At 67.1% G+C, this 15,381-nt stretch carries 14 protein-coding genes and 1 riboswitch; of the genes, 11 read left to right on the top strand and 3 right to left on the bottom strand.

Features of this window, described 5'->3' with window-relative positions; all coding sequences use genetic code 11:
* The first annotated feature begins 249 nt into the window (after positions 1–249).
* Genes ACNH6H_RS17100 through ACNH6H_RS17090 form a run of 3 tightly spaced genes read left to right on the top strand, consistent with a single transcriptional unit; the run spans position 250 to position 4,179 of the window.
* Positions 250–2,157, top strand: coding sequence for a protein kinase domain-containing protein (locus ACNH6H_RS17100; protein WP_418319348.1), 1,908 nt, complete (start codon positions 250–252; stop codon positions 2,155–2,157).
* Positions 2,158–2,167: 10 nt separating this feature from the next.
* Positions 2,168–3,241, top strand: coding sequence for a polysaccharide deacetylase family protein (locus ACNH6H_RS17095; RefSeq protein WP_418319346.1), 1,074 nt, complete (start codon positions 2,168–2,170; stop codon positions 3,239–3,241).
* Positions 3,238–4,179 (top strand): hypothetical protein, encoded by a 942-nt coding sequence (locus ACNH6H_RS17090; protein WP_418319344.1) that lies wholly within the window; start codon positions 3,238–3,240, stop codon positions 4,177–4,179. Before ACNH6H_RS17095 ends, ACNH6H_RS17090 begins: the two co-directional genes overlap by 4 nt.
* A gap of 66 nt (positions 4,180–4,245) precedes the next feature.
* Here the strand turns inward: ACNH6H_RS17090 and ACNH6H_RS17085 are convergent, their stop codons facing one another.
* On the bottom strand, positions 4,246–5,286 hold the full coding sequence (locus ACNH6H_RS17085; RefSeq protein WP_418319342.1) for a LysM peptidoglycan-binding domain-containing protein: 1,041 nt from the start codon (positions 5,284–5,286) through the stop codon (positions 4,246–4,248).
* A 219-nt stretch (positions 5,287–5,505) separates the two neighbouring features.
* Here ACNH6H_RS17085 and ACNH6H_RS17080 point away from each other — a divergent pair, with 219 nt between their 5' ends.
* Entirely contained in the window at positions 5,506–6,852 is a 1,347-nt protein-coding gene (locus ACNH6H_RS17080; protein ID WP_418319340.1) for a lytic murein transglycosylase, read from the top strand.
* 10 nt (positions 6,853–6,862) lie between these two features.
* Here the strand turns inward: ACNH6H_RS17080 and ACNH6H_RS17075 are convergent, their stop codons facing one another.
* Positions 6,863–7,342 carry a GNAT family N-acetyltransferase gene (locus ACNH6H_RS17075; protein WP_418319339.1) on the bottom strand — a complete coding sequence of 160 codons (480 nt, stop codon included), beginning with the start codon at positions 7,340–7,342 and terminating at the stop codon, positions 6,863–6,865.
* A complete protein-coding gene (locus tag ACNH6H_RS17070; RefSeq protein WP_418319338.1) occupies positions 7,342–8,910 on the bottom strand; it encodes a UbiD family decarboxylase domain-containing protein in 1,569 nt (522 codons plus the stop codon). The genes ACNH6H_RS17075 and ACNH6H_RS17070 overlap by 1 nt, the downstream gene beginning before the upstream one ends.
* A gap of 292 nt (positions 8,911–9,202) precedes the next feature.
* On the opposite strand from ACNH6H_RS17070, the gene ACNH6H_RS17065 reads away from it, so the two are divergent.
* From ACNH6H_RS17065 to ACNH6H_RS17035, 7 genes are all read left to right on the top strand, one after another.
* Positions 9,203–10,087 (top strand): lytic transglycosylase domain-containing protein, encoded by an 885-nt coding sequence (locus ACNH6H_RS17065; protein ID WP_418321383.1) that lies wholly within the window; start codon positions 9,203–9,205, stop codon positions 10,085–10,087.
* Between the two features lie 55 nt (positions 10,088–10,142).
* A riboswitch (ZMP/ZTP riboswitch) is annotated at positions 10,143–10,256 on the top strand.
* A gap of 79 nt (positions 10,257–10,335) precedes the next feature.
* Complete coding sequence (gene glyA, locus ACNH6H_RS17060) at positions 10,336–11,586, top strand: serine hydroxymethyltransferase (RefSeq protein ID WP_418319337.1); 1,251 nt, start codon at positions 10,336–10,338, stop codon at positions 11,584–11,586.
* 41 nt (positions 11,587–11,627) lie between these two features.
* Positions 11,628–12,071 carry a transcriptional regulator NrdR gene (gene nrdR / locus ACNH6H_RS17055; protein WP_418319336.1) on the top strand — a complete coding sequence of 148 codons (444 nt, stop codon included), beginning with the start codon at positions 11,628–11,630 and terminating at the stop codon, positions 12,069–12,071.
* An 87-nt stretch (positions 12,072–12,158) separates the two neighbouring features.
* Positions 12,159–12,707 (top strand): GspH/FimT family pseudopilin, encoded by a 549-nt coding sequence (locus ACNH6H_RS17050; protein ID WP_418319335.1) that lies wholly within the window; start codon positions 12,159–12,161, stop codon positions 12,705–12,707.
* 28 nt (positions 12,708–12,735) lie between these two features.
* On the top strand, positions 12,736–13,188 hold the full coding sequence (locus ACNH6H_RS17045; protein ID WP_418319334.1) for a type IV pilin protein: 453 nt from the start codon (positions 12,736–12,738) through the stop codon (positions 13,186–13,188).
* A complete protein-coding gene (locus ACNH6H_RS17040; RefSeq protein ID WP_418319332.1) occupies positions 13,185–13,892 on the top strand; it encodes a hypothetical protein in 708 nt (235 codons plus the stop codon). Before ACNH6H_RS17045 ends, ACNH6H_RS17040 begins: the two co-directional genes overlap by 4 nt.
* Entirely contained in the window at positions 13,889–15,181 is a 1,293-nt protein-coding gene (locus tag ACNH6H_RS17035; RefSeq protein WP_418319331.1) for a hypothetical protein, read from the top strand. The genes ACNH6H_RS17040 and ACNH6H_RS17035 overlap by 4 nt, the downstream gene beginning before the upstream one ends.
* Positions 15,182–15,381: the final 200 nt, after the last annotated feature.

Raw genomic sequence — 15,381 nt, 5'->3', positions numbered from 1 at the left:
CAGTAGCCCAATGACGCGGTCGGCACAAGCGCCGTTACATCGAAACCGATGTGTTTCCATCGGACGCCGGCGCGCCATTGCGATCGTCAATGCAGCGCAGCCACCCGCACGACGATAAAACGGCTTGCGCAGCAAGCACGATGGGTCAGAATGGCCCCATCGCCATGACGCCCCGGATCCGCTCGGGCCGGAGGACATCGGAACAGAACTGCACCTTTCCTAGCGTTGCGGGCAGGGAGGCCCGCCTCGATGACCGAAGAAGAAAAAGCCAAGGGCAATCGGGCCGACGATCCGTCACCGCCGGCCGATCCGCCCGCCGGTGAAACAAACGCGCTGAATGCCGCCTCGCTGGCGCAGATGCTCAACTCATCGACGTCGACGTCGAACCCGCCGACCTCGCAGACCGGGCGGCAGACGACATTCGGCCCGCCGACCGGCCAGAGCAGCGCCGCCAACCCGGCGACGCCGGGCCGCGTGGTCGGCGAGACCTTGCCCGGTGGCTCGCAGACCAGCGACGTCACCGTCCAGCAGGTCGGCCGTTATCTGATCAAGGGCGCGATCGGCCGCGGCGGAATGGCGTCGGTCTTCAAGGCCCATGACCCGGGCATCGGCCGCGATGTCGCGATCAAGTTCCTGCACGCATCGTTCTGCGCCGACGAGGAATACCGTGCCCGCTTCCTGCAGGAGGCGCGTGCCGCTGGCGGCCTGTCGCATACCAACATCGTCACCGTCCACGATGTCGGCGAGATCGAAGGTCGCCCGTACATGGCGATGGAACTGCTCGAAGGCGAACCGCTGAACGAGCTGATGGCCAAGGGCCAGACGCTGAGCGTGCGCGACGTCGTGCTGATCGGCATCCAGCTGGCGAAGGCACTCGGTTATGCGCACCGTCGCGGCATCGTGCACCGCGACATCAAGCCCGGCAACATCATGCTGCAGCGTCGGGACATGTCGATCCGGGTCACCGATTTCGGCATCGCCCACGTCGATTCGCCCGATGCCGAACAACGCACTCGGGTCGGCGACGTGCTCGGCACGCCGCAATACATGTCGCCGGAACAGACACAGGGGCAGAAGCTCGACGGCCGCTCCGACCTGTTCTCGACCGGCATCCTGCTGTATCAGATGCTGACCGGCAAGCGCCCGTTCCAGGGCGATACGCTGATCGCAGTGGCGGTGAAGATTGCCAACGACAACCCGGAGGCGATCGAGAAGCTGCGCCCTGAGGTACCGACCTCGCTGCGCCGGGTCGTCGATCGCTGTCTGGCGAAGTCGCCCGACAAGCGCTTCCAGACCGGCGAGGAACTGGCCGAGGCGCTGACCCGTGTGCTGGCCGAGATGGATGCCGCCGCGAAGGCCAAGGAGACACCACGCTTCGTCTCGCTGCGCGTCAAGTGGGCCGGCATGATGGCCTTGATCGTCGCGCTGGTGATGGCGGTCGCCGGCGCGGTGATCACGCAGCGGCAATATGCGGCGATGCTCAGCCAGGTCACCGACAACGGCGCCGCGCTGGCACGTTTCATCGCGGTGCAGAATGCCGCCGCATCGGGGCTGGAGGACTGGGGTGCGGTCGAGGTGGCGGTCGACAGCATGATGAAGACCGGCGATTTTGCAAGCCTGACGATTGCCGACCGCGCCGGCATCGTCCGCGCTGCGAGCGATCCGACACTGGTCGGCAAGCCGTTTCGCGAGCCGGCCGGCGAGGCGATCGGCAAGACCAGCAGCGGCCTGCCGCTGACCCGCTATTCGATCAACGACGAAACGGTGCTCGGGCTCGAGACGCCGATCACGTTCTCGAACACGCCGGTCGGCAAATTGTGGCTGTCGCTGCCGGAAAAACCGTTGAAACGGGTCGCGCAACTGTCGATCACGCTGATGGTGGTGTTGTTGCTGATCACCGTTCTGGCGGTCGCGATCGCGATGTATTTCGTCGCCAACTGGTTTGCCAGGCCGATCAAGCTGGTCGAGGAATCGATGGACGAGATCGCCAAGGGGCGGTTCGATCATCGGATCGCGGAGACCCGCAAGGACGAATTCGGCCGGCTCTACGCGGCATTCGACCGCATGGCCGAGGCCTTGCAGCGCGCCCAGGCCGAAGGCGCCGCCTCCCCCCAACCGGCGACCATCCTGCCGAGGGCACCGGTCACCAAGCCCTGAGGAGACCACGATGACGCGTCAAGCCGGGTCGATCCGCAACCGCTTCAGCAGCGGCATATCGGCGCTGGTCGCCGGCCTGCTGCTCGGCGCCTGCGCGGCGCCGCCGCAGGCGCCACCGGCAGCGCCTCGGCAGGCGCCGGGCATTCCGGTCTATGTAAAACCGGACAACACGCTGAAGCCTGGCATCCTCGGCCGCAACGAACGGATGATCGTCTACCAGCCGGGCCCCGGCGATACGCTGAAGTCGATTGCCCGCCAGTTGCTCGGCAGCGAGGAGCTGGACTGGAAAATCGCCGACACCAACGGTGTCAGCCGCGCGCAGCCCGGCCAGCCGCTGATCGTGCCGCTGCAGCCGTTGAATGCGGTCGGTGTCGGCAGCGAGCGTTACCAGACCGTGCCGATCCTCTGCTACCACCGCTTCGGCGGCGCCGCCGGCAAGATGTCGATTGCACCGGACCAGTTTGCCGCGCAGATGGACTGGCTGGCGCGCAACGACTATCGCGTGATCAGGTTGTCGCAGCTGACGGCTTTTCTGCAGGGCCGCGAGGCGCTGCCGCAACGCTCGGTCGTGATCACGATCGACGACGGCTACGAATCGGTTTATCGCCATGCGTTGCCGGTGCTGCGCAAGTACAACTTCCCGGCCACGCTGTTTGCCTATACCGATTTCATCGGCGCCGGCGACGCGCTGAGCTGGTCTCAGCTGCAGGAGCTGGCGAAATCCAATCTGATCGATATCCAGGCGCATTCGAAATCGCATCGCAACCTGATCGAACGGCTGGCTGGCGAAGACGACACACGCTACCGGCAGGCGATCGACGCCGAGACCCGGGTGCCGCGCGAACTGCTCGAAAAGCGGCTCGGCATCGAGGTGCGCCATTTTGCCTATCCGTACGGCGATGCCAACGAGACGGTGCTTGAATCGCTGACCCGCCACCAGTACCAGCTCGCGGTGACCGTCAACCCCGGCGGCAACGGCTTTTTTGCGCAGCCGATGATGCTGCGCCGCACGATGATCTTCGGCGACTACGACCTCGACACCTTCAAGGCCAAGCTGCAGACCAGCCGGCCGCTCGCGCCATGAGCCGCCGATCTGCACTGCCGGGCCTGGCCACGATCTGCCTGCTGCTGCAGGCCTGCGGCAGCACGCCGCCGGCGCCGCCGCTGGCGGAAGGGCAACAAGACGAGGTCGCTGCGCCGGTGGTCGTGTTGCCGGCCGACCCGACCGCTTATGAAACGGCGCAACGCGCCCGTGCTGCGGCGCTCGAGCGCGATGGCAGACTCGCCGATGCGGCGCTGGTCTGGGAGGTGCTCGCGACGATCCGCCCGCGCCATCCGGACTATCCGCTGCGGCTGGCCGAACTGAAACGCCGGATTGCGTCCGAAGCGGCGGAGCGGCTGCAACGCGGCGACCAGGCCGCCGCCGCGGGCCAGCTCGATGCCGCGATGTCGCACTATCTGTCGGCACTGGCGGTGCAGCCGGACAATGCAAAGGCCGCCGATGCGCTGCGCAGTGCCGAACGCGAGCGCAATCGCCGCAACCACCTCGGCAAATTGTCGCGCCACACGCTGACGCGCAAGGCGATGGCCGACGGCGACATGGTGCCGCTGCCGATGGCCGCGCCGCCGGCGACGACGAGCGTGACAGCGCCGCCGCCATCGATTGCGTCGCTGGCCTCCCGGGCCGCTGTGCCGCAGGCGCAATCGGCAGCACCCGCGCCACCGGCTAGCCGTGCTGGCTCGACGCTCGACCGCATCGAGGTCGAACATGCGTCGCTGCTGGCCAGCCAGGGCGAGTTCGACGAAGCCGTGGCGATGCTCGAGAACTGGCTGCGCGACAACCGGCGCGACGATGCAGCGCGCCGCCTGCTGGCCGATGTCTACCTGCAGCAGGCTGAGAGCCTGGCCGCCAGCAAACCGGCTGCTGCGATCGCGGTGCTCGAGAAAAGCCTGCAACTCGAACGCAACCAGCCACGGGTCGCCGAACGGCTGAAACAACTGAAGGCATCGGCGCGGCGCTGAAACACGGCGCCACCCGGCCGGAAGACGGCCGGGACGGTCAGTCGCGCTGACCGGCCTTGCAGACGCTCATTTGCTGATGCCCTTCAGCTTTTCGCGCAGCGTCACCGCACGCTGGCGCTCGAGGCGGGCGGTTTCGTTGCCGGGGTCGATTGCCAGCACGCGATCCCAGCTTCTGATCGAGCCATCGAGATCCTGCTTGGCCATCGCCGCGCGCGCGGCCTGCGTGTGGTTGCTGACCAGCTTGCGACGAACCGCCGCGGCCTTTTCGGCAGCCTGCGGCTGGTCGAGGCTGGCAGCGCGGTTGTAGTCGGTCAGTGCCTGTTCGAGGTCGCCGGACGCCTCGGCCGCCTCGCCGCTGCGCAGCGCACGCACGCCAGGTGGTGGCTCGGCCGGTGCCGCGGGGGGTGGCGGAGGTGGTGGTGGTGGTGGCGGAGGTGGCGGCGGCGCCGCTGGCGGAGGTGGCGGCGGCGGTGGTGGCGGCGGACTGGCAACCGGTGCCGGCGACGGTGCGGCAGCGCGCGCCGGCGGCGGATCGCGGTCGGCACCTGCCGGCGGTGCTTTCCCGGGGATCCGCAAAACCTGGCCGGCGGCCACCAGACGCGGCACCTTGATCTCGTTGTAGCGCGCGAGGATGTAGAACGAGAAGATGTCGCCGAGGAAGCGCCCCGAAATGCGCGACAGCGTATCGGCCGGCCGCACGGTGTAGGCAAACGACTCCTTGCCGAGCATGGCCACCGGGTCGCCGGTGATCTGCTTCATCAGGTTCAACGCGAGCTTGCTGTACGGGTCGACGGCAAGCGCCGCCTCGAGTTCCTGCTTGGCCTGCTCCTCGTTGCCGGTCTCGAGCATCTCGACGGCCGACAGCGCCATCTTGTGTGCCTGCTGCTGCTGCGCGGGCGTGGCCGGCGGCGGAGGTGGTGGCGGTGGGGGCAGTGGTGCAGGCGGCGGCGCGACGACCGGCGCGGGCGCCGGTGGCTGCACCACCTGGGGAGCCGGCGCTGCTGACGGCGCCGGTGGCGGACCGCCCGCTGGCGGCGTTGCACAGCCGGCGACGACGCCGACCGAGGCGAGGAGGGTGGCAAATCGCTTTGCAGAGTTGGCTGACATGAACGGCCCTGGGGAGCTGCGCGACAAGCCGCGCGGAACATCGAACAGGAGCGACGGCGCTGCGCCGAAGCGGTCGTGCCGCCAAGGTCGCGCCCTGACGTCGGCCGCCACCCTGATCGGCCGGACAGCGGCATGCTGCAACGATTATCGGCCGGTATCCGCGCCCAGGACAAGTCCGCACGCCGGGAGCGGCCGTCGAGCCACGAATACACTGGCCCGATGAAGTTGCCGCTGCTGTTCCGCCCGCTTGTCTGCGCCTGTGTCTTGTTCGGTGTCCAGGCGGGAGCCAGCGCACAGCAGATGCCGTTTGCCGGCTGCATCGAAGCGCTGCGCGCCGAACTGCCCAACCATCCCGCGGTCCGCGCCGATACATTTGTCACCCATGCGTCGCAGGCAAACGACCTGCGGCCGCCAATCGACAGCGCGACGAGCAGCCAGCCGGAGTTCGAACTGCCGATCTGGGACTACCTCGATCGCCTGATCGACGCGCAGCGCATCGACGACGGGCGGGCAGCCCTCGCGCAGCAGGCGCCGACGCTGCACCGCATCGTCGAGCGCTTCGGCGTCGATGCAGCCACGCTGGTCGCGGTATTCGGCATCGAAAGCGACTTCGGCCGCCTGAAGGGCCGACACAAGGTGGTCGATGCAACGCTGAGCCGGGCCTGCCTGCGGCTGTCGAGCCAGGACCGCAAGGCGCAGTTTTTTGCCGCGTTGTGGTTGCTGCAGGAAGGTCTGGTCGATGCCGAGCAATTCCGCGGCTCTTGGGCGGGCGCATTCGGCATGACGCAATTCATGCCGGCGACCTTCAAGCGCCACATGGCCGATGGTGATGGCGATGGCGTGATCGATACCGTCGGCAACGCCGCCGATGCACTGGCGACGACCGCCAGCTACCTGCAGCACCTCGGCTGGGACCCTCTGCTGCCGTGGGGCATCGAGGTCCAGGCGCCGATCGACCTCGTGCGTCGATCCAGCAGCGCCGGCCGCGAACACCGCTGCCTTGAACAGGCCGCGCCGGATGGTCGCTGCCAGGCATTGGCGCGCTGGGCCGCGCTCGGCGTCAGCCGTGCCGATGGCAGCCCGCTGCTCGGCCGTGCTGGTTCGGCGGCCGGCATCGATCCGGCCACGCCGGCCGCGCTGCTGGCACCGGCTGGTGCGGAAGGGCCGATGTGGCTGGTCACTCGCAATTTCCAAGCCTTGTGGAATTACAACCGGGCCGATTCGTATGCGCTGGCGATCGGCCTGCTGTCGTCGGCGCTGCGAGGTGGCGCACCGCCGCTTCGCCGCTGGCCGGTCAGCGACGAACAGCGGCTGCTGCCGCGCCGCGGCATGATGGCGCTGCAGGCACTGCTGCGAGATGCCGGCCAGTGCGGCATCGATGTCGACGGTTTCGACGGCCCGAAAACCCGGCAGGCGATCCGCAACGAGGAAGTGCGTCGCGGCCTGCCGGAAAGCGGCCGGCCGACCAGCGTGCTGCTCGAGCGGCTGCGCGTCGTGGCGGCAACGGCGCCGCCGGCGGATTGTTCGAAAGCCGCGGCACCGGAGAACAGCGACGACGCGGGCTGATCCGCGGCACTCAGGACTTCGCAGCTCTGAGCATGTCGTGGTAGATGCCGGGCGCCGAGCCGGCGATCTCGACGGCGCCGACGCTGCGCTTGAAGAATTCCTGCGGCCCGGCGCCGCCGATCACCGCATAACCGTAACCGACCGTGCGCATGTCGTCGAGGCAGGCGCGCAGCAGCCGCGCACCAAGACCCTGGCGGCGTGCTGCCGGCGCCAGGCCGATCGGCCCGAAAAAGCCGCGGGCGGTTGCGTCGTAGCAGGCAAAACCGAGCAGATTGCCGCCATCGAGGGCAATGAACAGGCTGACCGGCCGGTTGCCGAGCGCAGTCTGCGCTTCCGATGCCCAGGCCGCGCCGAATTGCTCGGCGATCCAGTCGACGATCAATCGCGCCTCGCCGCCGAGCGGCTTGCGCACGGTCGGCTGCGGGGCAGCGCCCCGCGCGGGCATCGCGCCAGCCGGCAAACGGTACAGACTGACCAGCATGTCGGCCATCAGCCGGCTCCTGGCCGGCCGGCCATCACCGCATCGATCACGCCGCTGACCTTGCCGGCGACCGCCGGATCCATCTCGATCGCGCGCCCCCATTCGCGGCTGGTTTCGCCCGGCCACTTGTTCGTCGCATCGAGCCCCATCTTGCCGCCGATGCCGCTGACCGGCGATGCGAAGTCGAGGTAGTCGATCGGCGTCTGCTCGACCAGCGTCGTATCGCGCACCGGGTCCATCCGCGTCGTGATCGCCCAGATCACTTCCTGCCAGTTGCGGATGTCGACATCGTCGTCGGTGACGACGATGAACTTCGTGTACATGAACTGGCGCAGAAAGCTCCAGATTCCGAACATCACGCGTATTGCGTGGCCCGGATAACTCTTCCTGATGCTGACGATCGCCATCCGGTAGCTGCAGCCTTCGGGCGGCAGATAGAAGTCGACGATCTCGGCAAACTGCTTCTGCAGGATCGGCACGAAGACCTCGTTCAGCGCAACCCCGAGGATCGCCGGCTCGTCCGGCGGCTTGCCGGTGTAGGTCGAGTGGTAGATCGGCTGCTCACGCTGCGTCAGGCGGGTGACCTCGAACACCGGGAACCAGTCCTGCTCGTTGTAATAACCGGTGTGGTCGCCGAACGGCCCCTCCAGCGCATGCAGGTAACCACCCTGCTCGCGCAATTCGACGCCGCGTTCGCTGCGACCGACAAAACCCGGGTCGGCGACCGGTATCCGCCCCTCGAGCACGATTTCCGCGCTGGCCGGCACCTGCAGCATCACGCCGGCGTCACCCGCTTCGGTATCGACGACCTCGGTGCGGCTGCCGCGCAGCAGGCCGGCAAACTGGTATTCGGACAGACTGTCCGGCACCGGCGTCACCGCACCGAGGATGGTTGCCGGATCGGCGCCGAGCGCGACGACGATCGGAAACGGCTGGCCCGGCCGCGCCCGCCCAAAATCCCTGAAATCGAGCGCGCCACCGCGATGGGCGAGCCAGCGCATGATCACCTGGTTGCGGCCGATCACCTGCTGCCGGTAGATGCCGAGGTTTTGCCGACGTCGCGCGGTCGGCCCGCCCTGCGGCCCTCGCGTGACGACCAGACCCCAGGTGATCAGCGGCCCGACGTCACCCGGCCAGCAGGTCTGCACCGGCAGCTGGCCGAGGTCGACTTCGGCGCCGACCGCAATCTGCCGCTGGCACGGCGCCTGCCGCACCACGCTGGGTTTCATGTCCCACAAGGCCTTCACCATCTGCAGCATGCGGCCGGCGTCCTTCAGCCCTTTCGGCGGCTCCGGCTCCTTCAGGCTGGCCAGCACTCGGCCGATATCTCGCAGGTCGGACAGGCTTTCCGCACCCATTCCCATCGCGACCCGCCGGGTCGTTCCGAACAGGTTGGCGAGCACCGGCATTTTGTAACCAATTGCATCTTCAAACAGCAAAGCCGGGCCATTTCGACGCAACACCTGATCGGCGATCGCCGTAATCTCGAGGTCCGGTGAAACAGGCGTAGCAACGCGTTGCAGCTCGCCGAGCCTTTCAAGGTTGCCGATGAAGTCCCGCAGATCCCGATACTTCATATTGAATTGTTATTAGAAGCGATCTCCATATTCTTGACGAGGAATGAGCGAGCTTCCTAGAATCGCGTTCCTTTCGATGAGTCCTAGGGAAAACCCGTTGCTTCGCGTTTGTGGGCAAAGGGTCAGGGGACTCATGCGCGCCAGCCATGTTTTCAGGCTGCCGGGCTCAGGACTTCCCGCCACGACACAGCGTGACCATTATGGTCGCACCGACTGACGCCGCCGCGGAGCCTGAGGCTCGCGATTCCGCAACTGCGGAAACTACAGGAAGACGATGACTGCATTCAGTTACATGGCGAGCCGATTGCGCTCGCTGCGCGACACGACGACGCGTTCGGCCACGGTTTTTGCAAAGGATGTCGGGCACGGTTTGCTCGAGGTCAGCCACAACTCGCTGGCCCTGCTCGGCCTGATCCTGGTGGCCCTGCTGATTTTTGGTGCAACCCGCGATGGCGTGCGGCATCAGGTCGAGGTCAAGTTGTTCGGCTGGCTGCAGGCTCGCCACGAGGCCCGCCTCGACCCGGCCGACCTGATTGCCCAGCAACTCGTCGAGCCCGGTGCGGTGGCTCGTGCCACCGCCTTCGATCCGAAACAGCTGACCCGCCAGCAACTGGCCGTCGCACATTGGATCTCGCGCCGCTACCGCGTCGCCCCGGAACCGATCAGCCGCCTGGTCAAGGAAGCATGGCATGTCGGCGCCCAGGTCGGTCTCGAGCCGACGCTGATCCTCGCGATCATGGCGATCGAGTCGAGCTTCAATCCGTTTGCCCAGAGCCCGGTCGGCGCACAAGGCCTGATGCAGGTAATGACCCGCATCCACGACGACAAATACGAGCCGTTCGGCGGCACGTTTGCGGCCTTCGATCCGGTCACCAACCTGCGCGTCGGCGTGCAGGTGCTGAAGGAATGCATCACCCGCGCCGGCAGCCTCGAGGCTGGGCTGCGCTACTACGTCGGCGCCGCCAACCTCGACAGCGATGGCGGTTATGCCGCGAAGGTGCTGGCCGAACAGGCCCGGCTGCGCATGGTCGCCGGCGGCCGCACCGTCGCGCTGAACGACAGCGGCCCGGTCGCCACGGGCTCTGCGCCGGCGCAGAAAGTCACGCCGGCGATCACGACGCCTGCCGATTCGCTTGCCGACGCCGCACTGCCGCAACGACTGGCACTCAACCGCTGATGACAGTCGGGCTTGGCCCGACCGGTGATGGCGCAACGCGTCAGCGGATACACTCGCTGCACCGTGCAACTGGCGATGAGGTCGATTCCGGCCTGAGGTGGTGAACCACTGGGGAGCATGGTCGGCATTGCCTCGCGATGCCGTTGTGCCGTTCGCCTGGGCAGCCCGTGGCCATGCGCGCCCGCCTCCAGGTGGATCGTCGGCATCGCAATGCTGCCACGGGTCTTCTGACTGAAGAGGACTGCCGAATGTTTGACCGAAACCAATCCACGATCGCCAATGTCGACCCCGAGTTGTGGGCGGTGATCCAGCAGGAAAACGAGCGCCAGGAAGCGCACATCGAACTGATTGCTTCCGAGAACTATGCGTCGCCGGCGGTGATGGCCGCACAGGGCACCCAGCTGACGAACAAGTATGCCGAGGGCTACCCGGGCAAGCGTTATTACGGCGGCTGCGAATATGTCGACGTCGCCGAGCAACTGGCGATCGACCGGCTGAAAAAATTGTTTGGCGCCGAGTTCGCGAACGTGCAGGCCAATTCGGGCTCGCAGGCGAACCAAGCGGTCTATTTCGGGCTGCTGCAGCCGGGCGACACGATCATGGGCATGAGCCTCGCCGAAGGCGGCCACCTGACGCACGGCATGGCGCTGAACATGAGCGGCAAATGGTTCAAGGTCGTCAGCTACGGGCTCGACGCCGATGAGGCGATCGACTACGAGCAGATGGAGCGCCTCGCGCACGAACACAAGCCGAAGCTGATCATCGCCGGTGCATCGGCCTACAGCCTGCGCATCGATTTCGAGCGCTTCGCGAAGGTGGCGAAGGATGTCGGCGCCTATTTCATGGTCGACATGGCGCATTACGCCGGGCTGATCGCCGGCGGCGTCTATCCGAACCCGGTGCCGTTCGCCGACGTCGTGACCTCGACCACCCACAAGAGCCTGCGCGGCCCGCGCGGCGGCATCGTGATCAGCAACCGCGAGGAGATCGCGAAGAAGATCAACAGCGCGATCTTCCCCGGCATCCAGGGCGGGCCGCTGATGCATGTGATCGCGGCGAAAGCGGTCGCCTTCAAGGAAGCGCTGACGCCCGAATTCCGCAGCTACCAGCAGCAGGTCGTGAAGAATGCCGAGGTGCTGGCCAACACGTTGACCGAGCGCGGGCTGCGCATCGTCAGCGGTCGCACCGAAAGCCATGTGATGCTGGTCGACCTGCGGCCGAAAAACCTGACCGGCAAGGAAGCCGAAGCGATCCTCGGCCAGGCCCACATGACCTGCAACAAGAACGGCATTCCGAACGATCCGCAGAAGCCGATGGTGACCAGCGGCATCCGCCTCGGAACGCCTGCGTTGACGACGCGCGGCTTCAAGGAAGAAGAAACCCGCCGCACCGCCAACCTGATTGCCGATGTGCTCGACAAGCCGCACGATGCCGACAACATCGCGAAGGTGCGCGAACAGGTTGCACGGCTGACCAGCGAGTTCCCGGTCTACCGCTGACGCGGTTCACCCGTCACGACAAGAACTGGCGGACCTGAACCATGCGTTGTCCCTTCTGCAGTCATCTGGAAACGCAGGTCGTCGAGACCCGCGAATCCGATGAAGGCGACGTGGTCCGCCGCCGGCGCCGCTGCCAATCCTGCGACAAGCGCTTCACGACCTACGAACGCGCCGAGATCGCGCTGCCGAGTGTCGTCAAGAAGGATGGCACCAGGGCCGAATTCGACCTCGGCAAGCTGCGCGCATCGATGTCGCTGGCATTGCGCAAGCGGCCGGTCAGCGTCGAGCAGATCGATGCCGCGATCGAGCGCATCCAGGACAAGCTGCTGAACAGCGGCGCACGCGAGATCGCATCAACCAAGCTCGGCGAACTGGTGATGCGCGAACTGAAGCGGATCGACAAGGTGGCCTATGTGCGCTTCGCATCGGTCTATCGCCGCTTCGAGGATGTCGACGAATTCAGGCAACTGATCCGCGACATCTGACCCCCCCTTCAGTTCCCTCCAGCGAGGGAGGCCGCCAGACCGGCCGATTTTTATAGTCGATCGCATCACCGCGGCAAGGGGGATGCGATGTTCGACAGACAGCCACAGCGCAGCACCGCTGCTGCCGGATTCACGCTGATCGAGACCTGCATCGCGCTGACCATTGCCGCGCTGATGACCGGCATTGCCAGCGCCGGTTTTTCGACGGTGCTCGAACGGCAACGGCTGCGCGGCACCGCCGCCGCACTGGCTTCGGACCTGCAGTGGTTGCGCAGCCAGGCGGTCGCGCGCAACGAGGCCTTGCGGCTGAGCCTGCACAACACACCGGTCGGCATCTGCACCATCGTCCATACGGGCCAGCGCGACGACTGCCGCTGCGCCGGAAGCGGACCGGCGGTCTGCGACGGCAGCGCGCAAGCATTGAAAACCAGCCACTGGCCGCTGCGCGAACGGATCAGCGTGCAGTCGAATGTCAGCTCGATGCTGTTCGATCCGGATCAGGGCACGGTCAGCCCGGCCGGCAGCATCCGCATCGTCGACAGTCGCGGCCTCGGCATCACGCATGTCGTCAACGTGGTCGGCCGCGTGCGTTCATGTTCGCCGTCGGCCGCGGTCGCCGGTTTTGCCGCCTGCTGAAGCGGTACAACGACACAAAGGGCTGACGATGTGGGCCGTCCGCGCCGCGATCAACCGCTCCGGCTGGACGCTGGTCGAACTGGCCATCTGCCTCGCGCTGCTGGCACTGCTCGCGACCCTCGCCTATCCAGGCCTGCGTGGCATCGTGCTGCGCATCCACCGCAGCGACGCGCTGACGACGCTGGCTGCGTTGCAACTGCAGCAGTCGCGTTACCGCAGCAACCATCCGGCGTTTGCGACGCTGGCCCAGCTCGGCATCGTCGCAACCAGCCCTGGCGGCCGCTACCGTTTGCAGGAACAGGCGATCCCGAGCGCGACCGGCTTTGCGGTGATGGCGATCGCCGCCGGTGCCCAGGCCGCTGATCTGCGATGCAGCCATCTGCTGCTCGAAGTCAACGGCGAACAAACGCGCTGGGCGTCGGGCGCGGATGCGACGGTCGGCAACGACGACAGCGACAACCGCAGGTGCTGGGGACGATGAGCGCGTACGTTTGCCTGCCCTGCAACCGGCGACGCCACATGGTGCGTGGCGTCACGCTGGTCGACATGTTGATCGGCTTGGCGATCGGCCTGTTCATCGTCTCGCAGGGCCTGATCATGCTCGCTGCACATCTGCATGAGAACAAGCGCCTTGTCATCGAGTCGCGGCTGATGCAGGACCTGCGCACGGCCGCGGCGATGATCGACCGCGACCTGCGCCGCGCCGGCCATTGGCGCGACGCCACCGCAGCGCTGTGGCGAGAAGATACGCCGACACGTGCCAATCCCTATCAAGTGATTTCGATGACCAGCGGCGTGTCCGACACGGTCCGTCTGCATTACTCACGCGACGTCAATGAAAACCATGCGGTCGATGGCAATGAGGCGTTCGGCTTTCGCCTGCGCAACCATGCGATCGATGCCTTGCTCGGCGGCAGTTGGCAAACGCTGACCGACGCGACCACGGTGCGCGTCACGTCGTTGCGGCTGACGCCGCTGGCCGCTGAAGTCGACCAGCCGATGGCCTGCGACAAGCCTTGCCCGCCGGCTGCCGCCGGCGCTGCGGCCTGCCCGCCGCGGATCCTGGTTCGTCAGTTCGAACTGGCGATCGATGCCGAATCGCCGATCGACCCGGCCATCAGGCGCAGCTTGCAGGCGACGACAAGGGTGCGCAACGACGCCGCGATTGGCGCCTGCCCGCCATGAAACCGGCTCGGTCACAGCGGCAGGCAGCACGCGGCGCGCGCGGGCTGGCGACTCTCGCCACGCTGTTGCTGCTGCTGTTGGCGGCGCTGCTGGCGGCCGCATGGGCGCAGCGCAGCGCGCTCAACGAGATCCACAGCGCAGCCAACCAATGGCACAGCGCCGGTGCTCGCGAGGCCGCCGAGGCCGGACTCGAATGGGCGCAGGCGATGTTGAACAGCAGCCATGCGATCGGCGCCGATTGCCAGCCGAGTCGCACAGCCGGCGCGCTGGGCTTCCGGTCCCGGTATCTGCACACAGCTGACGCCTACGGCCGTCTTGTCGTTGCCGCGCCGGCAGCCGCCGCGTCCCCGCTGAAGATCGCCTGTTCGCGCGACGCGGCCGGCTGGTCATGCGCCTGCCCGACGGACGCTGCGCCGGCAGCGCCGCCATCCAGCCGTGACGGCCACTTCACGCCGAGCTTTCTGGTCGAACTGGCCGCCGGTGCCTGGCCCGGCAGCATCGAACTGCTGGCCATCGGCTGCAGCGATGCAGCCCGCCCCTGCCTGGCCGGCGCATCGCGGACGGCAGATGCCAGTGCACGCCTGCGGGTCTCGCTCGCGCTGCTGCCGGCATTGATGACAGCGCCGGCGGCGACACTGACAGTGCGCGGATCGATCGACGCCGGCACAGCCGGGCTCGGTCTGCACAATGCCGATGCCTGGTCCGGCGGGCTCGCAGCGCAGGCTGGCGGCGCGATCGTGGGCAGCAATTTGCGCATTGGCAGCACACCCGGCGCCGCGCCTGCCAGCGCCTTGCTGGGCAACGACCCGGCGCTCGCCGGCTTGGCGCCGGAACGCCTGTTCAGCCGCCATTTCGGCACCGACGCCGCCCATTGGAAATATTTGCCCGGAGTGCAACGGCTGTCATGCCGTGGCGGCGATTGCAGTGCCGAACTGCTGGCCTTGCTTGAGCCGAATGCCGATATCGCCCGCATCGCGGTCGACGGCGACCTGCAGCTTGCCAACGGCCTGCAGATCGGCAGCCGCGAGCGACCGGTCTTGCTGGTGATCGATGGCGATCTGCTGCTCGACGGACGGGTCCAACTGCACGGCATTGTCTGGGCCCGCAACATGCGATGGGACGGTGTGAGCGTCGATGGCGGCGGCCTGCTGCACGGCGCGGCGCTGTTGTCCGGCAACTATTCCGGCAATGCCGGTGCCGACCTTGTCTACGACCCGAGCCTGATGCCGAGGCTGAAACAGCAGTCCGGAACCTGGGTGCGGGTGCCGGGGAGTTGGCGGGATGAATGACCACCCCCGGAGCGCCTTCGGCGCATCCACGCCCTCGCAGAGCTCGGGCGGTTCACGAGGCGCGGGGGCCTGCGCAGGCAGGCCCCCACGTCCCCGCTCACCCCCTCAAGGGGGCCGAGCCCGGACATGAAAGGTCCGGTGGACCTTTCATGCCTGGCGAGGGGCCGGGCCTCTGGCCCGGCGCGGCCTGCAAGGCCCAC

Origin of the sequence: Pseudideonella sakaiensis, from assembly GCF_048320135.1 — a bacterium.
Lineage (GTDB): Bacteria > Pseudomonadota > Gammaproteobacteria > Burkholderiales > Burkholderiaceae_C > Ideonella_A > Ideonella_A sakaiensis_A.
This window is presented reverse-complemented; position numbering and strand designations above follow the sequence as displayed.

Coding starts and splice junctions, on each gene's coding strand:
- ACNH6H_RS17100 (WP_418319348.1), top strand. CDS start 250: ATGACCGAAGAAGAAAAAGCCAAGGGCAATCGGGCCGACGATCCGTCA.
- ACNH6H_RS17095 (WP_418319346.1), top strand. CDS start 2,168: ATGACGCGTCAAGCCGGGTCGATCCGCAACCGCTTCAGCAGCGGCATA.
- ACNH6H_RS17090 (WP_418319344.1), top strand. CDS start 3,238: ATGAGCCGCCGATCTGCACTGCCGGGCCTGGCCACGATCTGCCTGCTG.
- ACNH6H_RS17085 (WP_418319342.1), bottom strand. CDS start 5,286: ATGTCAGCCAACTCTGCAAAGCGATTTGCCACCCTCCTCGCCTCGGTC.
- ACNH6H_RS17080 (WP_418319340.1), top strand. CDS start 5,506: ATGAAGTTGCCGCTGCTGTTCCGCCCGCTTGTCTGCGCCTGTGTCTTG.
- ACNH6H_RS17075 (WP_418319339.1), bottom strand. CDS start 7,342: ATGGCCGACATGCTGGTCAGTCTGTACCGTTTGCCGGCTGGCGCGATG.
- ACNH6H_RS17070 (WP_418319338.1), bottom strand. CDS start 8,910: ATGAAGTATCGGGATCTGCGGGACTTCATCGGCAACCTTGAAAGGCTC.
- ACNH6H_RS17065 (WP_418321383.1), top strand. CDS start 9,203: ATGGCGAGCCGATTGCGCTCGCTGCGCGACACGACGACGCGTTCGGCC.
- glyA (WP_418319337.1), top strand. CDS start 10,336: ATGTTTGACCGAAACCAATCCACGATCGCCAATGTCGACCCCGAGTTG.
- nrdR (WP_418319336.1), top strand. CDS start 11,628: ATGCGTTGTCCCTTCTGCAGTCATCTGGAAACGCAGGTCGTCGAGACC.
- ACNH6H_RS17050 (WP_418319335.1), top strand. CDS start 12,159: ATGTTCGACAGACAGCCACAGCGCAGCACCGCTGCTGCCGGATTCACG.
- ACNH6H_RS17045 (WP_418319334.1), top strand. CDS start 12,736: ATGTGGGCCGTCCGCGCCGCGATCAACCGCTCCGGCTGGACGCTGGTC.
- ACNH6H_RS17040 (WP_418319332.1), top strand. CDS start 13,185: ATGAGCGCGTACGTTTGCCTGCCCTGCAACCGGCGACGCCACATGGTG.
- ACNH6H_RS17035 (WP_418319331.1), top strand. CDS start 13,889: ATGAAACCGGCTCGGTCACAGCGGCAGGCAGCACGCGGCGCGCGCGGG.